The organism is Vibrio sp. 2CM40D (assembly GCF_023161825.1).
GTDB lineage: Bacteria > Pseudomonadota > Gammaproteobacteria > Enterobacterales > Vibrionaceae > Vibrio > Vibrio alginolyticus.
Genome location: NZ_JALNTL010000003.1, coordinates 559,632 through 577,197, shown reverse-complemented (window position 1 = coordinate 577,197; position 17,566 = coordinate 559,632). Strand labels below are relative to the sequence as shown.

15 protein-coding genes and 1 tRNA gene are annotated in these 17,566 nt (G+C 42.3%); 7 read left to right on the top strand and 9 right to left on the bottom strand.

The window, feature by feature from the left end:
* The first annotated feature begins 92 nt into the window (after window positions 1–92).
* Window positions 93–2,453, top strand: a complete 2,361-nt coding sequence (locus tag MTF70_RS09095; RefSeq protein ID WP_025767875.1) for an EAL domain-containing protein — start codon at window positions 93–95, stop codon at window positions 2,451–2,453.
* A 139-nt stretch (window positions 2,454–2,592) separates the two neighbouring features.
* Here MTF70_RS09095 and MTF70_RS09090 read toward each other — a convergent pair whose 3' ends face one another.
* Window positions 2,593–3,168, bottom strand: coding sequence for a DUF1629 domain-containing protein (locus tag MTF70_RS09090; RefSeq protein ID WP_205461117.1), 576 nt, complete (start codon window positions 3,166–3,168; stop codon window positions 2,593–2,595).
* 822 nt (window positions 3,169–3,990) lie between these two features.
* Between MTF70_RS09090 and MTF70_RS09085 the strand changes: the two genes are divergently transcribed.
* The 3 genes from MTF70_RS09085 to MTF70_RS09075 all read left to right on the top strand — a co-directional run bounded on the left by MTF70_RS09085 (window position 3,991) and on the right by MTF70_RS09075 (window position 5,829).
* Entirely contained in the window at window positions 3,991–4,632 is a 642-nt protein-coding gene (locus tag MTF70_RS09085; protein ID WP_025767877.1) for a murein L,D-transpeptidase catalytic domain family protein, read from the top strand.
* A 328-nt stretch (window positions 4,633–4,960) separates the two neighbouring features.
* Entirely contained in the window at window positions 4,961–5,419 is a 459-nt protein-coding gene (locus MTF70_RS09080; protein WP_017633653.1) for a hypothetical protein, read from the top strand.
* Window positions 5,420–5,505: 86 nt separating this feature from the next.
* Entirely contained in the window at window positions 5,506–5,829 is a 324-nt protein-coding gene (locus MTF70_RS09075) for a hypothetical protein (RefSeq protein WP_042522561.1), read from the top strand.
* Between the two features lie 124 nt (window positions 5,830–5,953).
* On the opposite strand, the gene MTF70_RS09070 is transcribed toward MTF70_RS09075, so the two are convergent.
* From MTF70_RS09070 to MTF70_RS09060, 3 genes are all read right to left on the bottom strand, one after another.
* Window positions 5,954–6,634, bottom strand: coding sequence for a DedA family protein (locus tag MTF70_RS09070; RefSeq protein WP_042522560.1), 681 nt, complete (start codon window positions 6,632–6,634; stop codon window positions 5,954–5,956).
* A 50-nt stretch (window positions 6,635–6,684) separates the two neighbouring features.
* Window positions 6,685–7,065, bottom strand: coding sequence for a hypothetical protein (locus tag MTF70_RS09065; protein ID WP_225478221.1), 381 nt, complete (start codon window positions 7,063–7,065; stop codon window positions 6,685–6,687).
* A 144-nt stretch (window positions 7,066–7,209) separates the two neighbouring features.
* Complete coding sequence (locus MTF70_RS09060; RefSeq protein WP_042522558.1) at window positions 7,210–7,728, bottom strand: DUF4136 domain-containing protein; 519 nt, start codon at window positions 7,726–7,728, stop codon at window positions 7,210–7,212.
* Window positions 7,729–8,099: 371 nt separating this feature from the next.
* Between MTF70_RS09060 and MTF70_RS09055 the strand changes: the two genes are divergently transcribed.
* Window positions 8,100–8,174: transfer RNA gene (locus tag MTF70_RS09055), tRNA-Gly, on the top strand.
* 16 nt (window positions 8,175–8,190) lie between these two features.
* On the opposite strand, the gene MTF70_RS09050 is transcribed toward MTF70_RS09055, so the two are convergent.
* Complete coding sequence (locus MTF70_RS09050; RefSeq protein WP_005373167.1) at window positions 8,191–9,048, bottom strand: sterol desaturase family protein; 858 nt, start codon at window positions 9,046–9,048, stop codon at window positions 8,191–8,193.
* Between the two features lie 7 nt (window positions 9,049–9,055).
* Window positions 9,056–10,066, bottom strand: a complete 1,011-nt coding sequence (locus MTF70_RS09045; protein WP_033906458.1) for a DUF2804 domain-containing protein — start codon at window positions 10,064–10,066, stop codon at window positions 9,056–9,058.
* Window positions 10,067–10,371: 305 nt separating this feature from the next.
* Here MTF70_RS09045 and gdhA point away from each other — a divergent pair, with 305 nt between their 5' ends.
* The gene (gene gdhA / locus MTF70_RS09040) at window positions 10,372–11,724 is read left to right on the top strand and encodes an NADP-specific glutamate dehydrogenase (RefSeq protein ID WP_205461060.1); all 1,353 of its coding nucleotides are present in this window, start codon (window positions 10,372–10,374) and stop codon (window positions 11,722–11,724) included.
* 76 nt (window positions 11,725–11,800) lie between these two features.
* Here the strand turns inward: gdhA and MTF70_RS09035 are convergent, their stop codons facing one another.
* From MTF70_RS09035 to MTF70_RS09025, 3 genes are all read right to left on the bottom strand, one after another.
* Complete coding sequence (locus tag MTF70_RS09035) at window positions 11,801–12,268, bottom strand: OsmC family protein (protein ID WP_017820322.1); 468 nt, start codon at window positions 12,266–12,268, stop codon at window positions 11,801–11,803.
* 99 nt (window positions 12,269–12,367) lie between these two features.
* Window positions 12,368–14,725: an ATP-binding protein gene (locus tag MTF70_RS09030; RefSeq protein ID WP_238959067.1), complete on the bottom strand. Its 2,358-nt coding sequence runs from the start codon at window positions 14,723–14,725 to the stop codon at window positions 12,368–12,370.
* Window positions 14,718–15,686: a cytochrome c peroxidase gene (locus MTF70_RS09025; protein WP_042523609.1), complete on the bottom strand. Its 969-nt coding sequence runs from the start codon at window positions 15,684–15,686 to the stop codon at window positions 14,718–14,720. Before MTF70_RS09025 ends, MTF70_RS09030 begins: the two co-directional genes overlap by 8 nt.
* A 498-nt stretch (window positions 15,687–16,184) precedes the next feature.
* Here MTF70_RS09025 and MTF70_RS09020 point away from each other — a divergent pair, with 498 nt between their 5' ends.
* Window positions 16,185–17,561 (top strand): nodulation protein NfeD, encoded by a 1,377-nt coding sequence (locus MTF70_RS09020; protein WP_042523608.1) that lies wholly within the window; start codon window positions 16,185–16,187, stop codon window positions 17,559–17,561.
* The last annotated feature ends 5 nt before the right edge of the window (window positions 17,562–17,566 follow it).

Sequence of the window (17,566 nt, the reverse complement as noted above, 5' to 3'; positions counted from 1 at the left end):
TCTGGTTACAATTTGCCAAAACACATCATCCGTTCAGTACCTTACCTGGTACGCGACGTTTGTAGGGACACAAACGGAAACTAAGAACCATAATGAAGTTAAGCAATAGAGTCATTTTGCTTGTCGCGCCAGTGATCTTATTAAGCGCGTTAGTATCTAGCTATATTATTTATAGCATTCAAAAAGTGACGCTCATCAAGCGGGAAGACAGCTATATTCAGTTGCAAATGGAAAAGCTCGCCGGGCAGTTTCGACAAGCGAATATTTTTCTTAATAGTTATGCCTATACGCTCAGTAAAAGTGATGTATTACAAGACTATTTGGTAAATCATAACAACCCCTATCGTGAACGAGTCTTGTTTAACCGATTAGACGAGACCGCTGAAGTATTGAGCCATGGTTACAAAGGCGATGCGAGCATGGCGATCCTCGACGGCAAACAAAACCTTCTCTACTACACAGAAAACAAATATTACGAATCATCGGGCGTGGTCGACCCAAAGGTGTTAGAGTACATATCACGAAGTTTCAATGAGAGAGAGGCTTTCAGTCACACTGGCTTTATTTATAACTCCAGTGGACAAAGCATTCTTCTTCAATATGAGGTCGTCGACAAAAGAACGGGGACTCACCCTTTGAGCTTTGACTCGAAAAATGTGTTTTTTGTGGTAGTTTCCGTATCACTTGAAGCCTTTAACGAGATTAAGCATGACATCGAGTTTGACACACACAGCGTGATTACTTTCGCCGACAAACCCATTTATCTTGATATTCCTCTCGCTCAAACCATTGAGCTGCTGCCGCACTTTTATGCCGTGCTTTCTCCTGCCGAATATTTAATGTGGAATAAAGTCGATAAAGTGTGGCTAGAACTTGCTTTCTCCTTTGGCGTAGCGGCGTTTTTCACCATCACATTAATCATTTTGGTGTTGTACCGCTATGTGTTGCGCCCTGTTTCTCGCCTTGATAAGCAGCTGAACGAACTTGAATCTAATCAACGTGACAATATTGAAAAGCTAGAAACAAACGATGAAATAGGACGCCTCTCTGCACGCTTTTTTGATATGTATGAGGAACTTAATGTCATCTATAAAAAGACAAAACGCCTAGCTGAAACGGATCACCTGACGCAACTCGCCAATCGCCATCGTTTTCATGAGCTTGCCACTCGTGAACTTCTCTCCCCTTCGCAGTTTCTGTGGGTTGTTTACGTCGATCTTGATAACTTTAAATACGTGAATGATAAATACGGGCATGAATTGGGAGATAACTTATTAAAAGTGTTCTCATCACACATCAAGAATGCCTGTCAAAAGTTCTCGCACGATTACAACAGCCCCTGCTTTGCCGCCAGGTTATCTGGTGACGAATTTGCAATTTTGCTGAGCTCAAATCAAGAGGTAAAACGCTTGCCTGATTTGCTTGCATCAGAGTTACTAAAACCGATTAGTAATCTCAGTTCATCTTGGAGTAATTCATTTCCCGTTACGGCAAGCGTAGGTATTGCACAATATCCTCAAGACGGTACTGACATCGCGAAGTTACTCTCCAGTGCCGATGCGGCTATGTATCAAGCAAAACGGGCAGGGAAAAATCAATACGCCTATTATTCAGCCGCTCTCAATATTGAGTCTCAAAGACGAAGTCAACTTGAACGTGCGCTCCGAAAAAGCAATGTAGAGGAAGAATTTCACCTTGTTTTTCAACCCTATATGAACAATCGAAGCAACGAAATTGAGGGGTTAGAAGTCTTGTTGCGCTGGGAAGCCGAAGGTATCGGCCCTATCCCTCCAAAGGAGTTTATTCCAATTGCTGAGCAAGCCGGATTATTTGATAAAATTGACCGCTGGGTTTTCGCCAATGCAACGGCGGAATACCATCAATTAAGGAATATTTTCGGTAAGAATATTGTTCTTTCGGTCAATCTTTCATCAGCAGAGCTAAACTCGATAGAAATGGCAAACTACATCCATGAACAAGCGACACTGCACAGTGTTAAACCAGAATGTATTGAGATAGAAATAACCGAAACCTTTGCCGCAGAACAACAAGGCACGGCTCTACTTGATGAGCTATCAAAACGTGGCTACCGTCTTGCAATTGATGACTTTGGTTCTGGTTACACATCGTTAACTCAGCTCGTTCAGTATCCGGTTCAAAAAATCAAATTTGATCGAGAGTTCCTCGTTACATTGATGAAGACCAACAACGGCCATGTGATCAAACCTATTATTGAGCTATGCCATGCCCAGAATAAAACGGTTACAGCAGAAGGTATTGAACACAATATGATGCATGAATGGCTATCGGCATACCGCTGCGACTATATGCAAGGCTATTTATTTGGCAAACCAATGACTAAAGAACAATTGAGCTTGTGGTGGCAATCGGCAAATGACGACAGTCGATTTGATGCGTCCATGGCCAGCTCAATTAGGGTTTCAAGAACATAAGTTAAGGGGAGACGTACAGCTGTCACAACTGTGGCGGCTGTATTTAGTTATATATGAGCTTCATTGATAGATGCTCAGCTTTTGTTCCCCCATACCTATATCTATGACTTTAGTCGAGTAAATCACTATTTATTCGTTTTTAAACCAGCACTTCCTTGAAATCCAAACCGGTCAAATTCAGCGCTTTGAAGCTATCGTACAAGCCACCTTTTTTGTCCGTGCAAAACGTTCTGAGCCCAGCACCTTTTACTCTGAACAAGTCAGATTCATTAACGGCTTCCCTATTCAAAACGAGTTTCTTAAACGGTCTAGCACGACTTAGCTTACCATGACGAAGATTATACTCGGTAGCAGAGGTATCAATGGCATCAATTTGAGTGACAATGTTTAATGCTCGCCAAGGCTTTCCTTGTAGATTTAATGGTAAAAATTCGACATTCTCGCTCAACACATCGAGCTTATCCGCAATAGAAGCGGATACAGCAAGAGTAAAAGATCCCCATGCTGCAATATCAGGCCTGGGTAATGGCTTTTCACCCTTAACGTCTAACCATTCAATATCAATACTTTTCCAACTGGCTTTAACAGACTCTCCATAGAGTTGGATAGGTTTGCTTGCCGTTACTTGAAGAGACATTTCCAATGGCGACTCTCGCAACATTGCAAAATCATTAACATTGGGAGTGACAATAAACACTTTATTAAATGCTGTCATAACCGTCCTTAAATCAATTTGAGCGCTTTCAAACCAAACATAATAAATAGAGTTTACTTTCATGTTCAAAAATTTAATGAATTCAGATCTGGCGTTCTTATCTTTTAATTTCTAAGTTTTATTATTTATATATTTTAATCCACACGATAGAATTATTTTTTAAATTTTTACTATGTACCCTTCCTTATGTAATCGAATAAATTAGAGAATAAACAATAGCACGCATCACTTCACTTTTGTCGAGCTCATCACTCTCACTTAAACGATACATTCACAAGTTCAATTTTTGTACGACTTAGACTTGGCTTTGTCAATCGTGAATTAAAAACAACCGATTCACCGCTGTTTTACTGCCTTTTCTTACCACCCTGTTGTTTATTCATACATTATAAATGCACTTATACACATAACGATTCGGCGTTACGATTTGTTACGAGTTAAATCACAAACTTTTGAGGTATTGGATAAAGCGTAGAAAAAGAAAACACATTGAAATAAAAAGAGTTTCTAAAGTACGAAAAATAAAACGCCGTTTTTATAAATTAGCAACTTCACAAATATCCTTAAACACAGTTTTATTAATTACATATATCAGATATTATTTACGCCGAAGTTTATAGAAACCATCGTTAAACTTCATATTTTATATAAGTTTCAATTAGTTAGTTTTTAACTCGAAAACTTATCGTCAACCCAATATCAAGCACCTAAGCGTGCAATAAGAAACATTGGGAATAGAATTATATTGATGTGCATGTTGTTTTAACGAATGCATGAAGCAATCGGTAAATTTGTAACACCATAGAGTTTTATTTAGCCAAGATGAAAAAGTTAATTTTATTATTTACATGTGCGCTGTTGTCTGTCTCACCTTTTGCTTTTGCAAAACAATCAGATAACGAACCCAGGGATCATTTACGACCAAAGCAAGTTGAACATGTGTTTAAACAAGCCAAGCTAGATGGCATAGTAGACTTTAAGTTGTTCAGTGACGCTTACATCGCTTATCAGAAGACACCCGATAGAAAGAAGTCGGTACTAACGATCATCGACTATAGTAAACCATCAACTGAAAAGCGTTTTTATGTGGTGGATTTAGATAAAAAGAAGCTAATCTACAATACGTATGTTTCTCACGGCGTGAACAGCGGAAAGAAAACAGCGACACAGTTTTCAAATGTCGTGAACTCGCGAAAAACATCATTGGGCACTTTTTTGACTGATACCACTTACTACGGCTCAAATGGCTATTCACTTCGATTAGATGGGCTAAGCTCTGGATTAAACGACAAAGCTCGCGAGCGTTACATTGTCGTGCACGGTGCCGATTACGCAAACCCTTCCTTTATCAAGAAGAATGGATACCTCGGACGCAGTTGGGGTTGCCCTGCTTTACCAAAGAAGTTGTCTCGCGAGATCATTGACACTATAAAAGGCGGCAGCGTTATTTACGCAAGCGCGTAATACCGATGCGACACATATGGGGAAGACAAAAGAAGATTCTATTTCTTCCCCAGTAATAATCCTGTTAGCTTAATCGTCCTTGTGCAACGACTCTCTTTCCATTTTCGCTTACTCGAAAGCGAAAACTATTGTGTTATTCGCTGATATACCTAAGTGCGATCAGAAAACTCTGTTCATCCCCCTTCCATCTCGTTAGTATACGCTGAGTTCATCAGACACTGGCTTTCGTCGTTATCATAGTTCCACTAAGATTCCTTAATCATGGTGGGTAACTGTGGCTTTATATGTTTAGGGTTACTTCTTGCGTTATCTACACCATATATTATTGATGCTTTCTTTGTCCCTGCTCTCAGGGCTCATCACAGCTTCATATGCGCATGAGTGGCACCACACCAAACATTACACTTCCGAGCGCCTACTTAAACTCTCTCAACAAGACGATTTTGAGCTAGCACACACTGATTTTCATGCCTCAGCTTCTCTGAGCTCTTGGGGTTCAGAAAGTTACTACCTACATATAAAGCGCGAGTTGTTCGGGCTTGTCTCCTGTCGCCGAACATCAGCTACTGATGGCGTTTTATCATCAGATTTTACTCCTGATTATTTTTTACTTATTGCTTTCTCTTCTCCACCACTACTGGAGTTGGCAAAACAAGCATCTCGCTTACCTCTAGACAGTTATGGCGGACTCATGAGTCAACGCTCTCTTTATCGCCTCTCAGGAAGAAAGGAAGCGAACTTAATGTACGTCTTTACTCATGGTCGCAACGCCTTCTCTGTTGTTTAACTTTTTATGACATACAGAGAACACGAAAATGTAACGATAAGAGCCAATATGCTCATTGTTACTAGAACCAATTTGAGGTCCATATAATGACAAGAATCGCTACAACCATCGCACTAGCATTACTATTTTCAGCGGGCTCAACCTTTGCAAACACAGAAACTAAGCCAGAAGAAATGAGTAACGACACTCTGTTAGAGTGTGCCAACGTTTCTAACGCACGTATTGCAGTTCCGGAACACAGAGCGATGTTCAGACACTACTTAATGTCTGAGAGAGACTACAGCTTTGACCAGCTATCGTCTGCCGAACTCGAATTTAAAGCAGCAGATAAGAATGAGTCTGAAGTAGAGAACATCTACAAGTCTCAGTGCAAAGAAGTTGGCGAATACCTATATAGCATTGGCTATTAAATTCGAAACCCTAACGACACTCAAAAAGAAAGGCGCAATGTATGCGCCTTTCTTTTTACTGACAAAAGCCTGTCGATTAGATGTCTAATCTGCATACAAGCTTAAAAGTGCAAATCAAGTAAACTTACTGAGAAAACTCAGACACATCCTTGGGTTTACAGAACGCTCGACGTGCTTTAACAAACAAGAAACTAAGCACTCCAATCACAAGAGTAATTATTGGTGCCGCCATTAATAGCATTGTGATTGCTTTGCTCATATTTTCCGGTAGCAAAGGAAGTAATGAACCGAAACCGCATAATATCAGCGTCCATAAAATCGCACTCAGCCACGCAAAGTAATGGAATTTACTAATACGTTTCACTCGCAACCCCATCATTAATGGCAATAGGGAACGAACAACCGGAATAAACCGCGCGCACAAAAGCGCAATCAATCCATGTTTACTGAGTAATACGTCGACTTGTTCCAAACGCTTTTGAGGAACCGCACTCACCCAGCCTTGGACCTTAGGTAAGCGATTTAGCCACTTGCCTTGTAAATAAGCCGCCCAACTTCCCAACCCCGCACTAACAGCTATCACCAACATGATCATAATTGGGTCAAGGACGCCAACCGCCGCCAGCGTACCGGATAATACGACGACACTGTCGCATGGGAAAGGTGCAGCAGGAATAAAACCACTTTCCAAAAAGATAATCACAGCAACAACAAAATAAACCAAACCTGCACTGCCTGGCGCCATTAACGCCGTGAAATCTTGATGCCAAAAAGCACTCAAGACCTGAATGATCAAATCAAACATAAACCGCTCCTAAGCATAATTAACCAAAAGTTGCAAAAACATGGAATGTGTTAGCGAGCATGTATAAAGCGGTATATGAAATTCGATTCTTTTCTCACTCCGATTCTGTATTTAAAGTGAGTAAAAATACTTTCAATACAACAACCTAAAGCCTCATTGCCGATGCGTTTTAGCCGCTTCATCGAGTAAATTGCCGAACGATGCGCCCACCATGCTACATCAAGCATTTCAAACCATTCGGGTTCTACATCGTCGTTCGAGCTCATTTCCTTAGCATGGCTAACCCTCAATCTATTCCGGCTGTTTAAGCTCGGATAGTCTTGTTGTACTGGAGAGATAGGATGTTCTGAAAAGTGCTTCGACTTAGCGTCAACAGCAATATTCTGGTTATGAAAGGAAAGAAAATTTGGGTGTGAGTACGGCAGGCTCATGCTCGGAGCCAACAAGCAGAAAAGTAGTCCGAGTAAAGCAATCAGAGTCGTACGCACAAAGGTAACCAGAACCAAAATGATAAGTTCTTTTAACCCTGTGCGTAACTATTGGCAATTAGTATTCTTAATCGTTAAGAATACTAATTATTTTTCAGCGTAAGGGTAGCTTTCAAACATCTTCGCGATTTCTTCTTGGATGAGAGATTCTCTTTTCTCAGAGCTCATTGACTCAGACAGTTTACGACTTGAAACGCCTTTCCAAACGACTTGATTAGCCTTTGCATCAACCAGTTCAACCACCAACTTCCCATACTTACGTTCTTTATATCTTTCTGGGCTTGAAGTGATCACACCAAAGCTATTCCAGCCATAGCCAAAGCTCACCGACGATCCTGAGGAAACAAGCTCGGATTCTTCTACGATATCATGATGTACGTAAAGGTCACCGCCACTATTTACCCTAATTAAACCCTTACCCTCAAGCTGTTCAGCAAGCCCTTGCTCAATACGTCGACCATCAATACTGGTAGGAGCTTCCGCCTGAGCACCGAAGTCAAACGTTCTGTAAGCTGAAAAGTCGGCTTGTTTATCTACATCGGTTGTAACGGTAGTACAAGCAGATACCAGCATCACCACCAGCCCTAATATCAAACCTCTCATCATGTTAAATCTCCTTTGGTTAAGCTGACTGTTTCAGCAGAATTACCCTGTGTTATACATACGCATCAACAGTAAAAAGTAATCATTTCAATATCTAGTCTTGACCATGAAACGTGACTGTTCAATAAACGAGATTAACCTTTACACAGAAAATCTTGAATATCATCAACATCTAAACACCTAAGAATTCGGTGTTTACGACCTAATTGGAAGCCCCTAGGCTTAGTAGCGGAATCGCGAGTGCCACAAAAAACCAGAGACAATGAACACTTTAACATCAGTCCGCTACTTTTTTAGGCAACTGACAAACATTTGATGAGAAAAGACTTTTCTTTTTCGTCCAGTGTGGCATATTAACTGAGTCCTATCGATGCGCGGGCATCGTATAATGGCTATTACCTCAGCCTTCCAAGCTGATGATGCGGGTTCGATTCCCGCTGCCCGCTCCAATCTCTTTATCTCAATTTACTCATAAAAATCCGATGGCGGAGCGAACAAACGGCGGCAGCGTTGTTTCCATGATAAGTTTGGTCGAGTTACGTCATAAAACATGTCTTTCCATTCTGCAAACGTCACGCGGATGGGATTAAAGCTGTTTACAGGTTTAGAAACCCCATACCGAACCGTTTCCACCTCTGGTTCAAACGTTCCGAACATTCGATCCCAAATAATTAATACACCCGCATAATTTTTGTCGATGTACTGACGGTTCACACCATGATGAACGCGATGGTGAGACGGCGTGTTAAATACCCACTCTAGTGGCCCGAGCGAACGAATTGATTGGGTGTGAACAAAAAACTGTAAGCCCAGATTAAACAACACAACGAAGACAACCCATTTTGGCTCAAAACCAATAATCACCAAGGGCAACCAAAAAATCCACATCCCCGCTAGCGGATACATTAAACTTTGACGAAAGGCGGTACTGAAGTTCATTCTTTCCGAACTGTGATGAACAACGTGCGCGGCCCACATCCAACGAATACGATGGCTAGCCCGATGAAACCAGTAATAGAAAAAATCTTGCAGGACAACAAGTAAAAGAAAAGCTGAGACGCTCATTTCGATATCAAACAAACGCCAATCAAACCACCACAAATACAACTGAGCAATCAGTAAACCCGTGAGTATGTCTGTCGCTTGGTGTAAGCCCGCAAGAACAAAATTACACGCTACTTCAGGGAAGTAATACGTCGCGCTTTCAGGCAAGCGTCCTCTTCTTTGTCCGAACCAATATTCGGCAAGCATGCAGAAAAAGAAAACTGGAGCCAGAATCATCAGAAGTAATTCTGGGCGGTCCATCAACTGCGTCCAATCCATTGTGTTTCTACCATTTTGCATAGTGATCTTCAGTAAGACCCATAACTTCTTCTAACTGATGTTTGATGCCATTTCCATCGATAATATAGCCAGAGAAATAACCGATGTACTGACGAAAGTTACTTTTGAGAAGCCAAAAATTTTTCTTCTCTGAGCGTCGATTCAAAGGCGTGAACTGTAAGTTAACTCGTTTATCTTCAGACGTAATATGCCACTTTTGCCCTTCATCACTTCGTGAAAACTGAAACTGCACAGGTTGCAAAAAGTGACGCTGACCATTAATCCACAATACATTTTCGCAATAGCCAGTTTCATTAACGCCAGCTGCCAAGTTCAACCCCAGACGCCTGTCATCCTCAAAGCAATTGATACTCGCCCAGCGCCAACTTGTTTCTCGCCGCATGTACCCAGCGGAAAAATCGTAACCAGCAGCCACCTCTGAAAGATCTTGCTCTTTTCCTAATATGAACAAGTTACCGTCTACTGCTAACGCATTGTGCTTCTGAGTATATGTCCAACCCGCATATCCTGTTGGCGTACACAACATTAATGGCAAACTCATATTTTCTGGACGTAAATAGAGATCCGCATTGACTGACTCTGTCACAAAGTGGACGTGCCAAATACCATCCTTAATAGAAAACTGAACTCTTTTGTTAGCAAGATGGGCAAGACTGCACCAACTGGAAGGCTGAGTTTGATAACCTATATTAAAAGGTTTCAACCATTGTTGCTCAATCAACTTATTCTTTTTAATATCAAACAGGTAGCAAAAGCCGGATGCTAAATACCGTATATCAGCAATCGCTACTCCAATGACGTAATTAGGTGTGACCAAATTGACGAACTGAAACTGCTTATAATCGCGGTAACGGCGCCACTTAGATACCGGCTTATCCATCTCATCGAGGTAGGTAAATTTATCTAGCTGTAACGATGTTGGAATTCCATCAAGGTGGCCAAACGCTGGTAGGCCATTCTGCTGAATAAACGAGTTCAGAACCTTAAGCTCATCCATATAGTTGTCTTTTCACAAGTTATCACACACACAAACTTTAACATGACGTTAACATAAACAATTTGCGTAACTGCACAACAACATCGACTAAAGTGATTTCTGCTTGTTATATGTGAAACTGATCACTCAACCACCCGCTTACTTAGCTAGCCCTACCTATCTCAACCAACACAGCCTGGGTTAGAAGCTGCACATTCTCATCCGCAGGAAAGACCACTACAACCATTGAATCTTGGTCAAAATCACTATTTAATGGAAATACATTCATATAAACTGATTGCTTATTCACATCAAGGAAGAAATCTATGTCATACATACACGATACTATTGTTGCGTTGCAACACAGTAGCCCTGCGCAAAAAGAATTTTACCAAGCGGTAGAAGAAGTATTAACTTCTCTCGCGCCGGTAATAGAAGGCAATAATAAATATAAGGAACAAGCGATTATCCAGAGGATCGTCGAGCCAGAACGTCAAATCATGTTTCGAGTTCCTTGGGTTGATGATGCTGGAAATGTACAAGTAAACAAAGGTTATCGAGTTGAATTCAACTCTGCTTTGGGGCCGTACAAAGGAGGATTGAGATTCCATCACTCAGTCAATGCGAGCATCATAAAATTTCTCGGCTTTGAGCAAATTTTTAAAAACGCACTGACTGGCCTTCCTATCGGTGGCGGCAAAGGCGGTTCAAACTTCGATCCTAAAGGAAAATCCGACGGCGAGATCATGCGATTTTGCCAATCATTTATGAACGAGTTGTACCGTCACATCGGTCCTACCACCGATGTGCCCGCAGGCGATATCGGTGTCGGGGCGCGCGAAATTGGCTATATGTTTGGTCAATACAAACGATTGACGGGCCGCTACGAAGGTGTGCTTACAGGCAAGAGTCTGCTTTGGGGTGGCTCACTCGCCAGAAAAGAAGCGACAGGATATGGCGCCGTCTATTTTGCAGAGTGCATGCTCAACGACCGCAACGATTCATTGAAAGGGAAAACTTGTCTCGTTTCTGGTGCTGGCAACGTGGCTATCCACGCCATTGAAAAACTGTACCATATGGGAGCAACGCCAGTTACATGCAGCGACTCTCGAGGTACGATCTATCATGAGCACGGTATTGATCTTAAGCTCCTAAAACAACTGAAAGAAGTGAAAAGAGCAAGCTTAGAAGAATATTTAGAAACTTACCCTGAAGCAGAATACACACCAGAGGGCGACTATCCTAATGAAGGACATGCTGTTTGGCGATATCAGGCTGATGCTGCCTTCCCTTGTGCGACTCAAAATGAATTAACGTCAGACGACGCACTGGCTCTTATCGAAAACGGATGTATTTTGATTAGTGAAGGGGCGAACATGCCAACCACCCGTGATGCTGCCAATATTATCGTGGACTCGGACATAGCTTATGGGCCTGCAAAAGCAGCCAATGCAGGCGGCGTTGCAACCAGTCAACTTGAAATGGCGCAAAACGCCAGCATGCAAAACTGGACGTTTGAACAAGTGGATAGTCAGTTGCAAACCATCATGAAAAATATTTTCATCAATGCAAACGAAACCAGTAAAGAGTTTGGCCAACCTGGAAATTTAGTTTTAGGCGCCAACATTGCAGGCTTTAGAAAAGTCGCTGATGCAATGATTGAGCAAGGTGTCGTCTAGATGAACGAGCCAGCAGGATGACTGCTGGCTTAATATAACTCCGCAATAGGCCGCGCTTTTTGATAAAGAGCTCCACTTAATTCGCAATAAGCGTTGTCACTTCTGTTTTAACGGAGTTGGCGATAAAGCAATTCTCATGGGCCATGTGGTGCAGTTTTTCTAATTGAGATGGTGTCGGTTGTTTTTCACCTGAAAATGTTATCTTAGGGTTTAACGTTACCTTTGATACCCACTCTTTTCCGTTTTCGCCTTTTTCAAGCTCCCCTACCGCTTCATCGAAGTAACTGTCCACAACATAACGTCGCTTTGCTGCAATAGACAGGAAAACGAGCATATGACAACTAGAAAGTGCCGCGACAAACGCTTCTTCTGGATCAACATTTTCTTCTACGGATAGTGGTAATGGTACTACGTGGGGAGATGGAGATGCTGGGACTTGCAACCCTCCATCAAATTGCCAAATGTGTGCCCTACTATACTTATTATCACTAAACTCTTCGCCAGCTTTACGATGCCATTTGATTAAAGCGGAATGCTTACTCATTCTAACTCCCTGATTTTCCGACGACGAATCAACACTATCCGTCCTTGCCACAGTAAACCACAACAAAATGAGTTAAGGAAAGCATCGCACTCACAGGGACTATAAAATCTGTTGAGGATCGGCATTGTTCTTCTGGATATCATCCAAAAGTCTATGAGACTGATGGATGTTGACCTGTAACCGATTGATCAGCATCTGCAACTGCTCAATCTCGGGACTTTGGTTGGCTTTAAGTTGAGTTTCCAGGGCCTCCGTTTGGCTCGCCAAAATAGGTAAACTTAGGTTCAGTGCCATCCCTTTCGTTTTGTGCAACGTCAGCTCTAATGAAGCAAAGTCTTCAGCCATAAAGTATTCAATAAGCTCATCAACAGATGTCTCAAAATCGACAATAATGCTTTTTAGCAGCTCGTCGAGCGCTTCTGGCTCATCTCGTAAAGAAGCAAACATGCCTGAGTGGGAGAGTTCTTCCTCTGTTAACCTTAAGTTCTCAATTGGCTTACGTTGCAACTGAAGCACATTGCTGTCATTCGTTAGTGGCGGATTCCGTTTCGGTTCGAGTCTGGCTGCAAACTGTTTGAGAGCGTCTGAAAAGCTCTCATGCTGTAGCGGTTTTGTAAGCACATGGTCTGCTCCTGCTTCAATAAAGCTATCGTGAGCTTCACGAAATACGTCTGCCGTGTACGCAAAGAGTAATGTCTTGATACCTAACTCTTGTCGGATAACGCGTGTCGCCTCAACACCATTCATCTCGGGCATGTGGTTGTCCATCAAGATCAGGTCGTACTCGTTATCTTTCGCCTTTTTAACCGCGATTAATCCATTTTCTGCAACATCCACTTCATGCCCAAGCTTTTCGCAAAACCCTTTTGCCACAATGGCATTCACACGGTTATCATCAGCAAGTAGTATCTTTAAATGGTGTGATTTTGCGCGAGGTTTCGGTGCTTCTTGCTGCTTTTTCGGAGCAGATTCTACCCAAGGAATCGGCAACTCAACGATAAATTGACTTCCAACGCCTTCTATACTCTTCAGAGTAATATGGCCACCCATCAAATCGGTTAGTTTTTTGACGATGGCTAACCCAAGCCCTGTTCCGCCGAACCTTCGAGTCGTTGATGAGTCTGCTTGCTCAAACGAGTTAAAAATATGCTCGTGCTTGTCTGGCGCAATACCAATACCGGTGTCGCTCACGCACATGACCAACAACTGATTCGATTCATCTAACTCGGTTCTAACCAGCACATGCCCTTCATTGGTAAACTTCACCGCGTTACCGGCGAGATTAAATAAGATCTGTCGTAAACGCGCACAATCCCCAGTAAATTCAGTATATTCAGAAACCTCGTTTTCCAAGATTAGCTCGATATTTTTTTCATCAACAAGTGGTTTTATTGCGCTACACACCGGAGAAAGCACTTGATCGAGCTTAAACTTAGCTTGCTCAAATTCCAGTTTGTTTTCTTCAACTTTAGAAAAATCCAAAATATCGTTGAGGATAGTCATCAGATGCTGGCCAGAGTCAAGAATAACCCTAATGTGCTCTTTCGTCGTCGGCTCTTTGGTCTCTTCTGCAATCATTTGAGAAAGCCCTAGTACGCCATTCATCGGCGTTCTTAGTTCGTGACTCATTGCAGCAAGAAAATTTGATTTCGCTTTTGCCGCTCGCTCGGCTTTGTTTCTCGCCTCTTCAATTTCAAGATTCAACTGTTTTAAGTTATGCATTCGGTGATGTGACTGATAAACAAACGCACTAACTAGAAACATCACCGCGATAAATACAAACAACCACGTAAAACGCGCCTCACTTTGAGCAATATTGAGTAACCGATGCTCTGAGCTTTCGACAAACTCAATATAAGTGTGATCAAGCAGTTCATTCGTCAGCAATTCAATTCTTTTATCACTCGTTTGAAGCCGTTTAAGGAAGTTCGCTTCTTTTTCACTCTCAACTTCAGTTTGTGTTAGAAGCAACTGGTTGAGAAATTCAAAATAACGACTGCCACCCAATGATTGACCGCTCTCGATAGAAACCTCTTGCTGATATAAATTGAACAACATGAGTAATGCATACCGATTTTCTACCTGAACACCAATTAACATATCAAGCTTCAACGTTGTTTGAAGCACTCGCTCCTTAAACTGTTCAAGCGTATCCCTAACTTTTATACGATTGGGTGTCACGGGAAACCAAACTGATGCCTTTGATGATTCCAACAGTGCCTGTGCTGCGATTTCTATCTCTACTAAAGATGTTGTTAACTCATAGTTTTTCCTATCTTCAACGGCATATCGGTTCACGATAACATCACGCTCTTCAATCAACTCATGTCCGATATTCATTAGCCCTGCATGAAATTCTTGAGCGTTTTTTGAATTCATATACGACATATACGCCAGTGTGCAGCACGTCAGTATCCCAATAAAAAAGCAAAAGTTGATCAGTTTGAATTTATTCATTTTCCAACACCTCTAAAATTATGGGTCTAGGTGCTGTCAACGACTGCAAGAATGCTTCAATGTCCGCGACATTCTCATCGTTCATCGTTATACCGAGCTGGGTTTTAGCCATGATTTGTATCGCGTCGGATAACTTATCGACTTGCCCATTATGAAAATAAGGACTCGTTAGCGCGACATTGCGTAAACTGGCTACTCTAAAATAGAATCGCTCTTCATCTTCTATCGTAACGAGTTGCCTGCCCGAGTCCTCTACTACTGGCTTATCCTTGAAATAGGCGAACCTTTGGATCATCGCTCCGCCGATATTTTTGCCCTGATGACACTGCACACAACCTGAAGTCTGAAATGTTTTCCAACCTCTGATTTGCTGTTCACTCAGTACATGCGTGTAACCCAATAAGTAAGCATCGAATGGTGCGCCAGGCGTCTGCAGCGCTTCAACAAACTCCACAATAGCGGACTTGATATTATGAACGTTAATCGGCAATTCACCGTCACGATTAAATAGAGCTTGATAATGTTCACTCTCTTTTACATATTGCTCTATTGTTTGCCAGTTTGAGTCCATTTCCATTGGATTATGGATTGGACCATCAATCTGAGCCATCAAGGTGTTTTCCGTACCATCCCATAAAAAACGATAATTTAACGCTGCATTAAACACTGTTATAGAATTTCTAATTCCATCACCTTTCACCCCCGTAGAGACAGGTGTATTTTCAGCGCCATTGGTTTGCAGATTGTGGCATGTCGCACAGCTGACATTACCATTTGACGATAATTGAGGATCGCGGAAGAGATGCCAGCCAATTCTCGCTAGCTTAATATCCACATTAGGATCACCCTGTATGGGCTGAACTAGGGAGATATCACCTAACATCTTCGCGTTTCTTGCGGTTGTTGTTTGGCTCAAAATGAGTGTTACAACAGCTAGTGCGATTGCGCTGAATTGCCTCATCAACTACATACCTTAAACTTGTCATTGATATGAATTTAGTTGCATTTTGGCGTTTTTTCCACCGACAGGAAGTTGAAAAAACGAGTTAAGTATTGCTTTGTTTAAGGCTTTGGTTGAAGAGGGAGTAATAAGGCGAATAGGAAGAAACCTATCGCCTTATGAGTAGCTAACGTATTGAAATCTGAGTTTAGTGTAGAAAAGCCAAAAACCGTTGAAACCAAGTCACCTCTCCATAGGAGATCAGATCGAAAATAGTAAAGAAAACGGCACAGATAACGGCCAACTTAATCAAACGCTGAACAATAAACATAAACATCACAATTACCAATAATTTGCTTTAGTTTACTATCTCACACAGCGTTTATATATAAAAAAGTAGTCTCCTAATTAGCCTCGGCAACTTATTCATTAGAACCTATACTCAAGCATCTCTAAGTTATTTGGATATACTTGAATTAGGATTTCAAAAAGTCCCTGTGACCACACAAGGAGGACTGCATGAAACGACTATGGATATGGTTCTTACCTTTACTCTTGATTGCCAGTCAAGCACTGGCGAATACCGTTTGGATTGTTCCTGTCAAAGGCGCTATAGGGCCTGCTACTAGCGACTATTTATCTCGTGAAATAGAAGAAGCTCAACTAAACGGTGTCAGTTTAGTGATCTTAGAGATGGACACACCAGGCGGCTTAGATAGCGCAATGCGAGATATTATTCACGCGATTACCACCTCCTCGACTCCCATTGCGACTTGGGTCGGCCCATCTGGTTCTAGAGCCGCCAGTGCCGGAACATACATCTTGCTCGCTAGTCACGTAGCCGCCATGGCTGAAGCGACAAACCTCGGAGCTGCAACGCCCGTCGCGTTAGGTGGTGCGCCTCAACCTCCTTCATCGGATGATGGCAAAGATCAAAACGCGGAAGAAACGCCAGAAGGAACCAACGAAAGCTCAGAAAAAGTTCCCGCTAAAACCGCAATGGAGAAAAAGGTAATTAACGACGCCAAAGCCTACATTAAAGGCTTAGCAAAACTTCATGGACGAAATGCAGAATGGGCAGAGAAAGCAGTAAGCGAGGCGGCGAGCTTGGATGCAACAGAAGCATTAGAATTAAACGTGATCGATTACATCGCCAATTCGCCAGAGGACTTAGTCAAAGCCATAGATGGGCAAACTGTTAAAGTAAACAATCGCACTGTGACATTGTCACTTGAAAATCCAACATGGGTTGAAAGAACGCCAGATTGGCGAGCAGAAATGTTAGCCGTTATCACCAATCCAAACGTTGCCTACATTCTAATGCTCATCGGCATCTACGGTTTACTTCTTGAATTTTACAACCCAGGAATTGGCTTACCCGGTGTGCTAGGTGGGATTTGTCTGCTTCTTGCCATGTACGCACTACAAATGATGCCTGTCAACTACGCAGGTCTTGGTCTGCTGTTACTCGGTATTGCACTAATGATAGCGGAAGCATTCAGTCCGAGCTTTGGTATTTTGGGGTTAGGCGGCGTTGTCGCCTTTGTACTCGGTTCGATATTTCTCATGGACAGTGAGTTACCAGGGTTCCAGATCGCCCTTCCTTTGATTTTTGGTATTGCCATATTTTCCGTAGCTCTAATCGTGCTGACCGTCGGCCTGCTGCTCAAAATTCGCCGCCGGCGTGTAACGACGGGTTTAGAGACTTACCCTGGGAAGGTCGCTGTGGTAAGCGATGACTTTATCGATGGCGAAGGACGCGTTCAACTCAACGGTGCGTTATGGCGAGCTAAAGCCAAAGACCATCAACAATTCAAACAAGGTGATCACGTCACCATTGTTAATGTTAAAGGGCTGACCTTAACTGTGATGCCTGATGACCGCCAAAATAAATAGGAGGC

Coding starts and splice junctions, on each gene's coding strand:
- MTF70_RS09095 (WP_025767875.1), top strand. CDS start 93: ATGAAGTTAAGCAATAGAGTCATTTTGCTTGTCGCGCCAGTGATCTTA.
- MTF70_RS09090 (WP_205461117.1), bottom strand. CDS start 3,168: ATGACAGCATTTAATAAAGTGTTTATTGTCACTCCCAATGTTAATGAT.
- MTF70_RS09085 (WP_025767877.1), top strand. CDS start 3,991: ATGAAAAAGTTAATTTTATTATTTACATGTGCGCTGTTGTCTGTCTCA.
- MTF70_RS09080 (WP_017633653.1), top strand. CDS start 4,961: ATGCTTTCTTTGTCCCTGCTCTCAGGGCTCATCACAGCTTCATATGCG.
- MTF70_RS09075 (WP_042522561.1), top strand. CDS start 5,506: ATGACAAGAATCGCTACAACCATCGCACTAGCATTACTATTTTCAGCG.
- MTF70_RS09070 (WP_042522560.1), bottom strand. CDS start 6,634: ATGTTTGATTTGATCATTCAGGTCTTGAGTGCTTTTTGGCATCAAGAT.
- MTF70_RS09065 (WP_225478221.1), bottom strand. CDS start 7,065: ATGAGCCTGCCGTACTCACACCCAAATTTTCTTTCCTTTCATAACCAG.
- MTF70_RS09060 (WP_042522558.1), bottom strand. CDS start 7,728: ATGATGAGAGGTTTGATATTAGGGCTGGTGGTGATGCTGGTATCTGCT.
- MTF70_RS09050 (WP_005373167.1), bottom strand. CDS start 9,048: ATGGATTGGACGCAGTTGATGGACCGCCCAGAATTACTTCTGATGATT.
- MTF70_RS09045 (WP_033906458.1), bottom strand. CDS start 10,066: ATGGATGAGCTTAAGGTTCTGAACTCGTTTATTCAGCAGAATGGCCTA.
- gdhA (WP_205461060.1), top strand. CDS start 10,372: ATGTCATACATACACGATACTATTGTTGCGTTGCAACACAGTAGCCCT.
- MTF70_RS09035 (WP_017820322.1), bottom strand. CDS start 12,268: ATGAGTAAGCATTCCGCTTTAATCAAATGGCATCGTAAAGCTGGCGAA.
- MTF70_RS09030 (WP_238959067.1), bottom strand. CDS start 14,725: ATGAATAAATTCAAACTGATCAACTTTTGCTTTTTTATTGGGATACTG.
- MTF70_RS09025 (WP_042523609.1), bottom strand. CDS start 15,686: ATGAGGCAATTCAGCGCAATCGCACTAGCTGTTGTAACACTCATTTTG.
- MTF70_RS09020 (WP_042523608.1), top strand. CDS start 16,185: ATGAAACGACTATGGATATGGTTCTTACCTTTACTCTTGATTGCCAGT.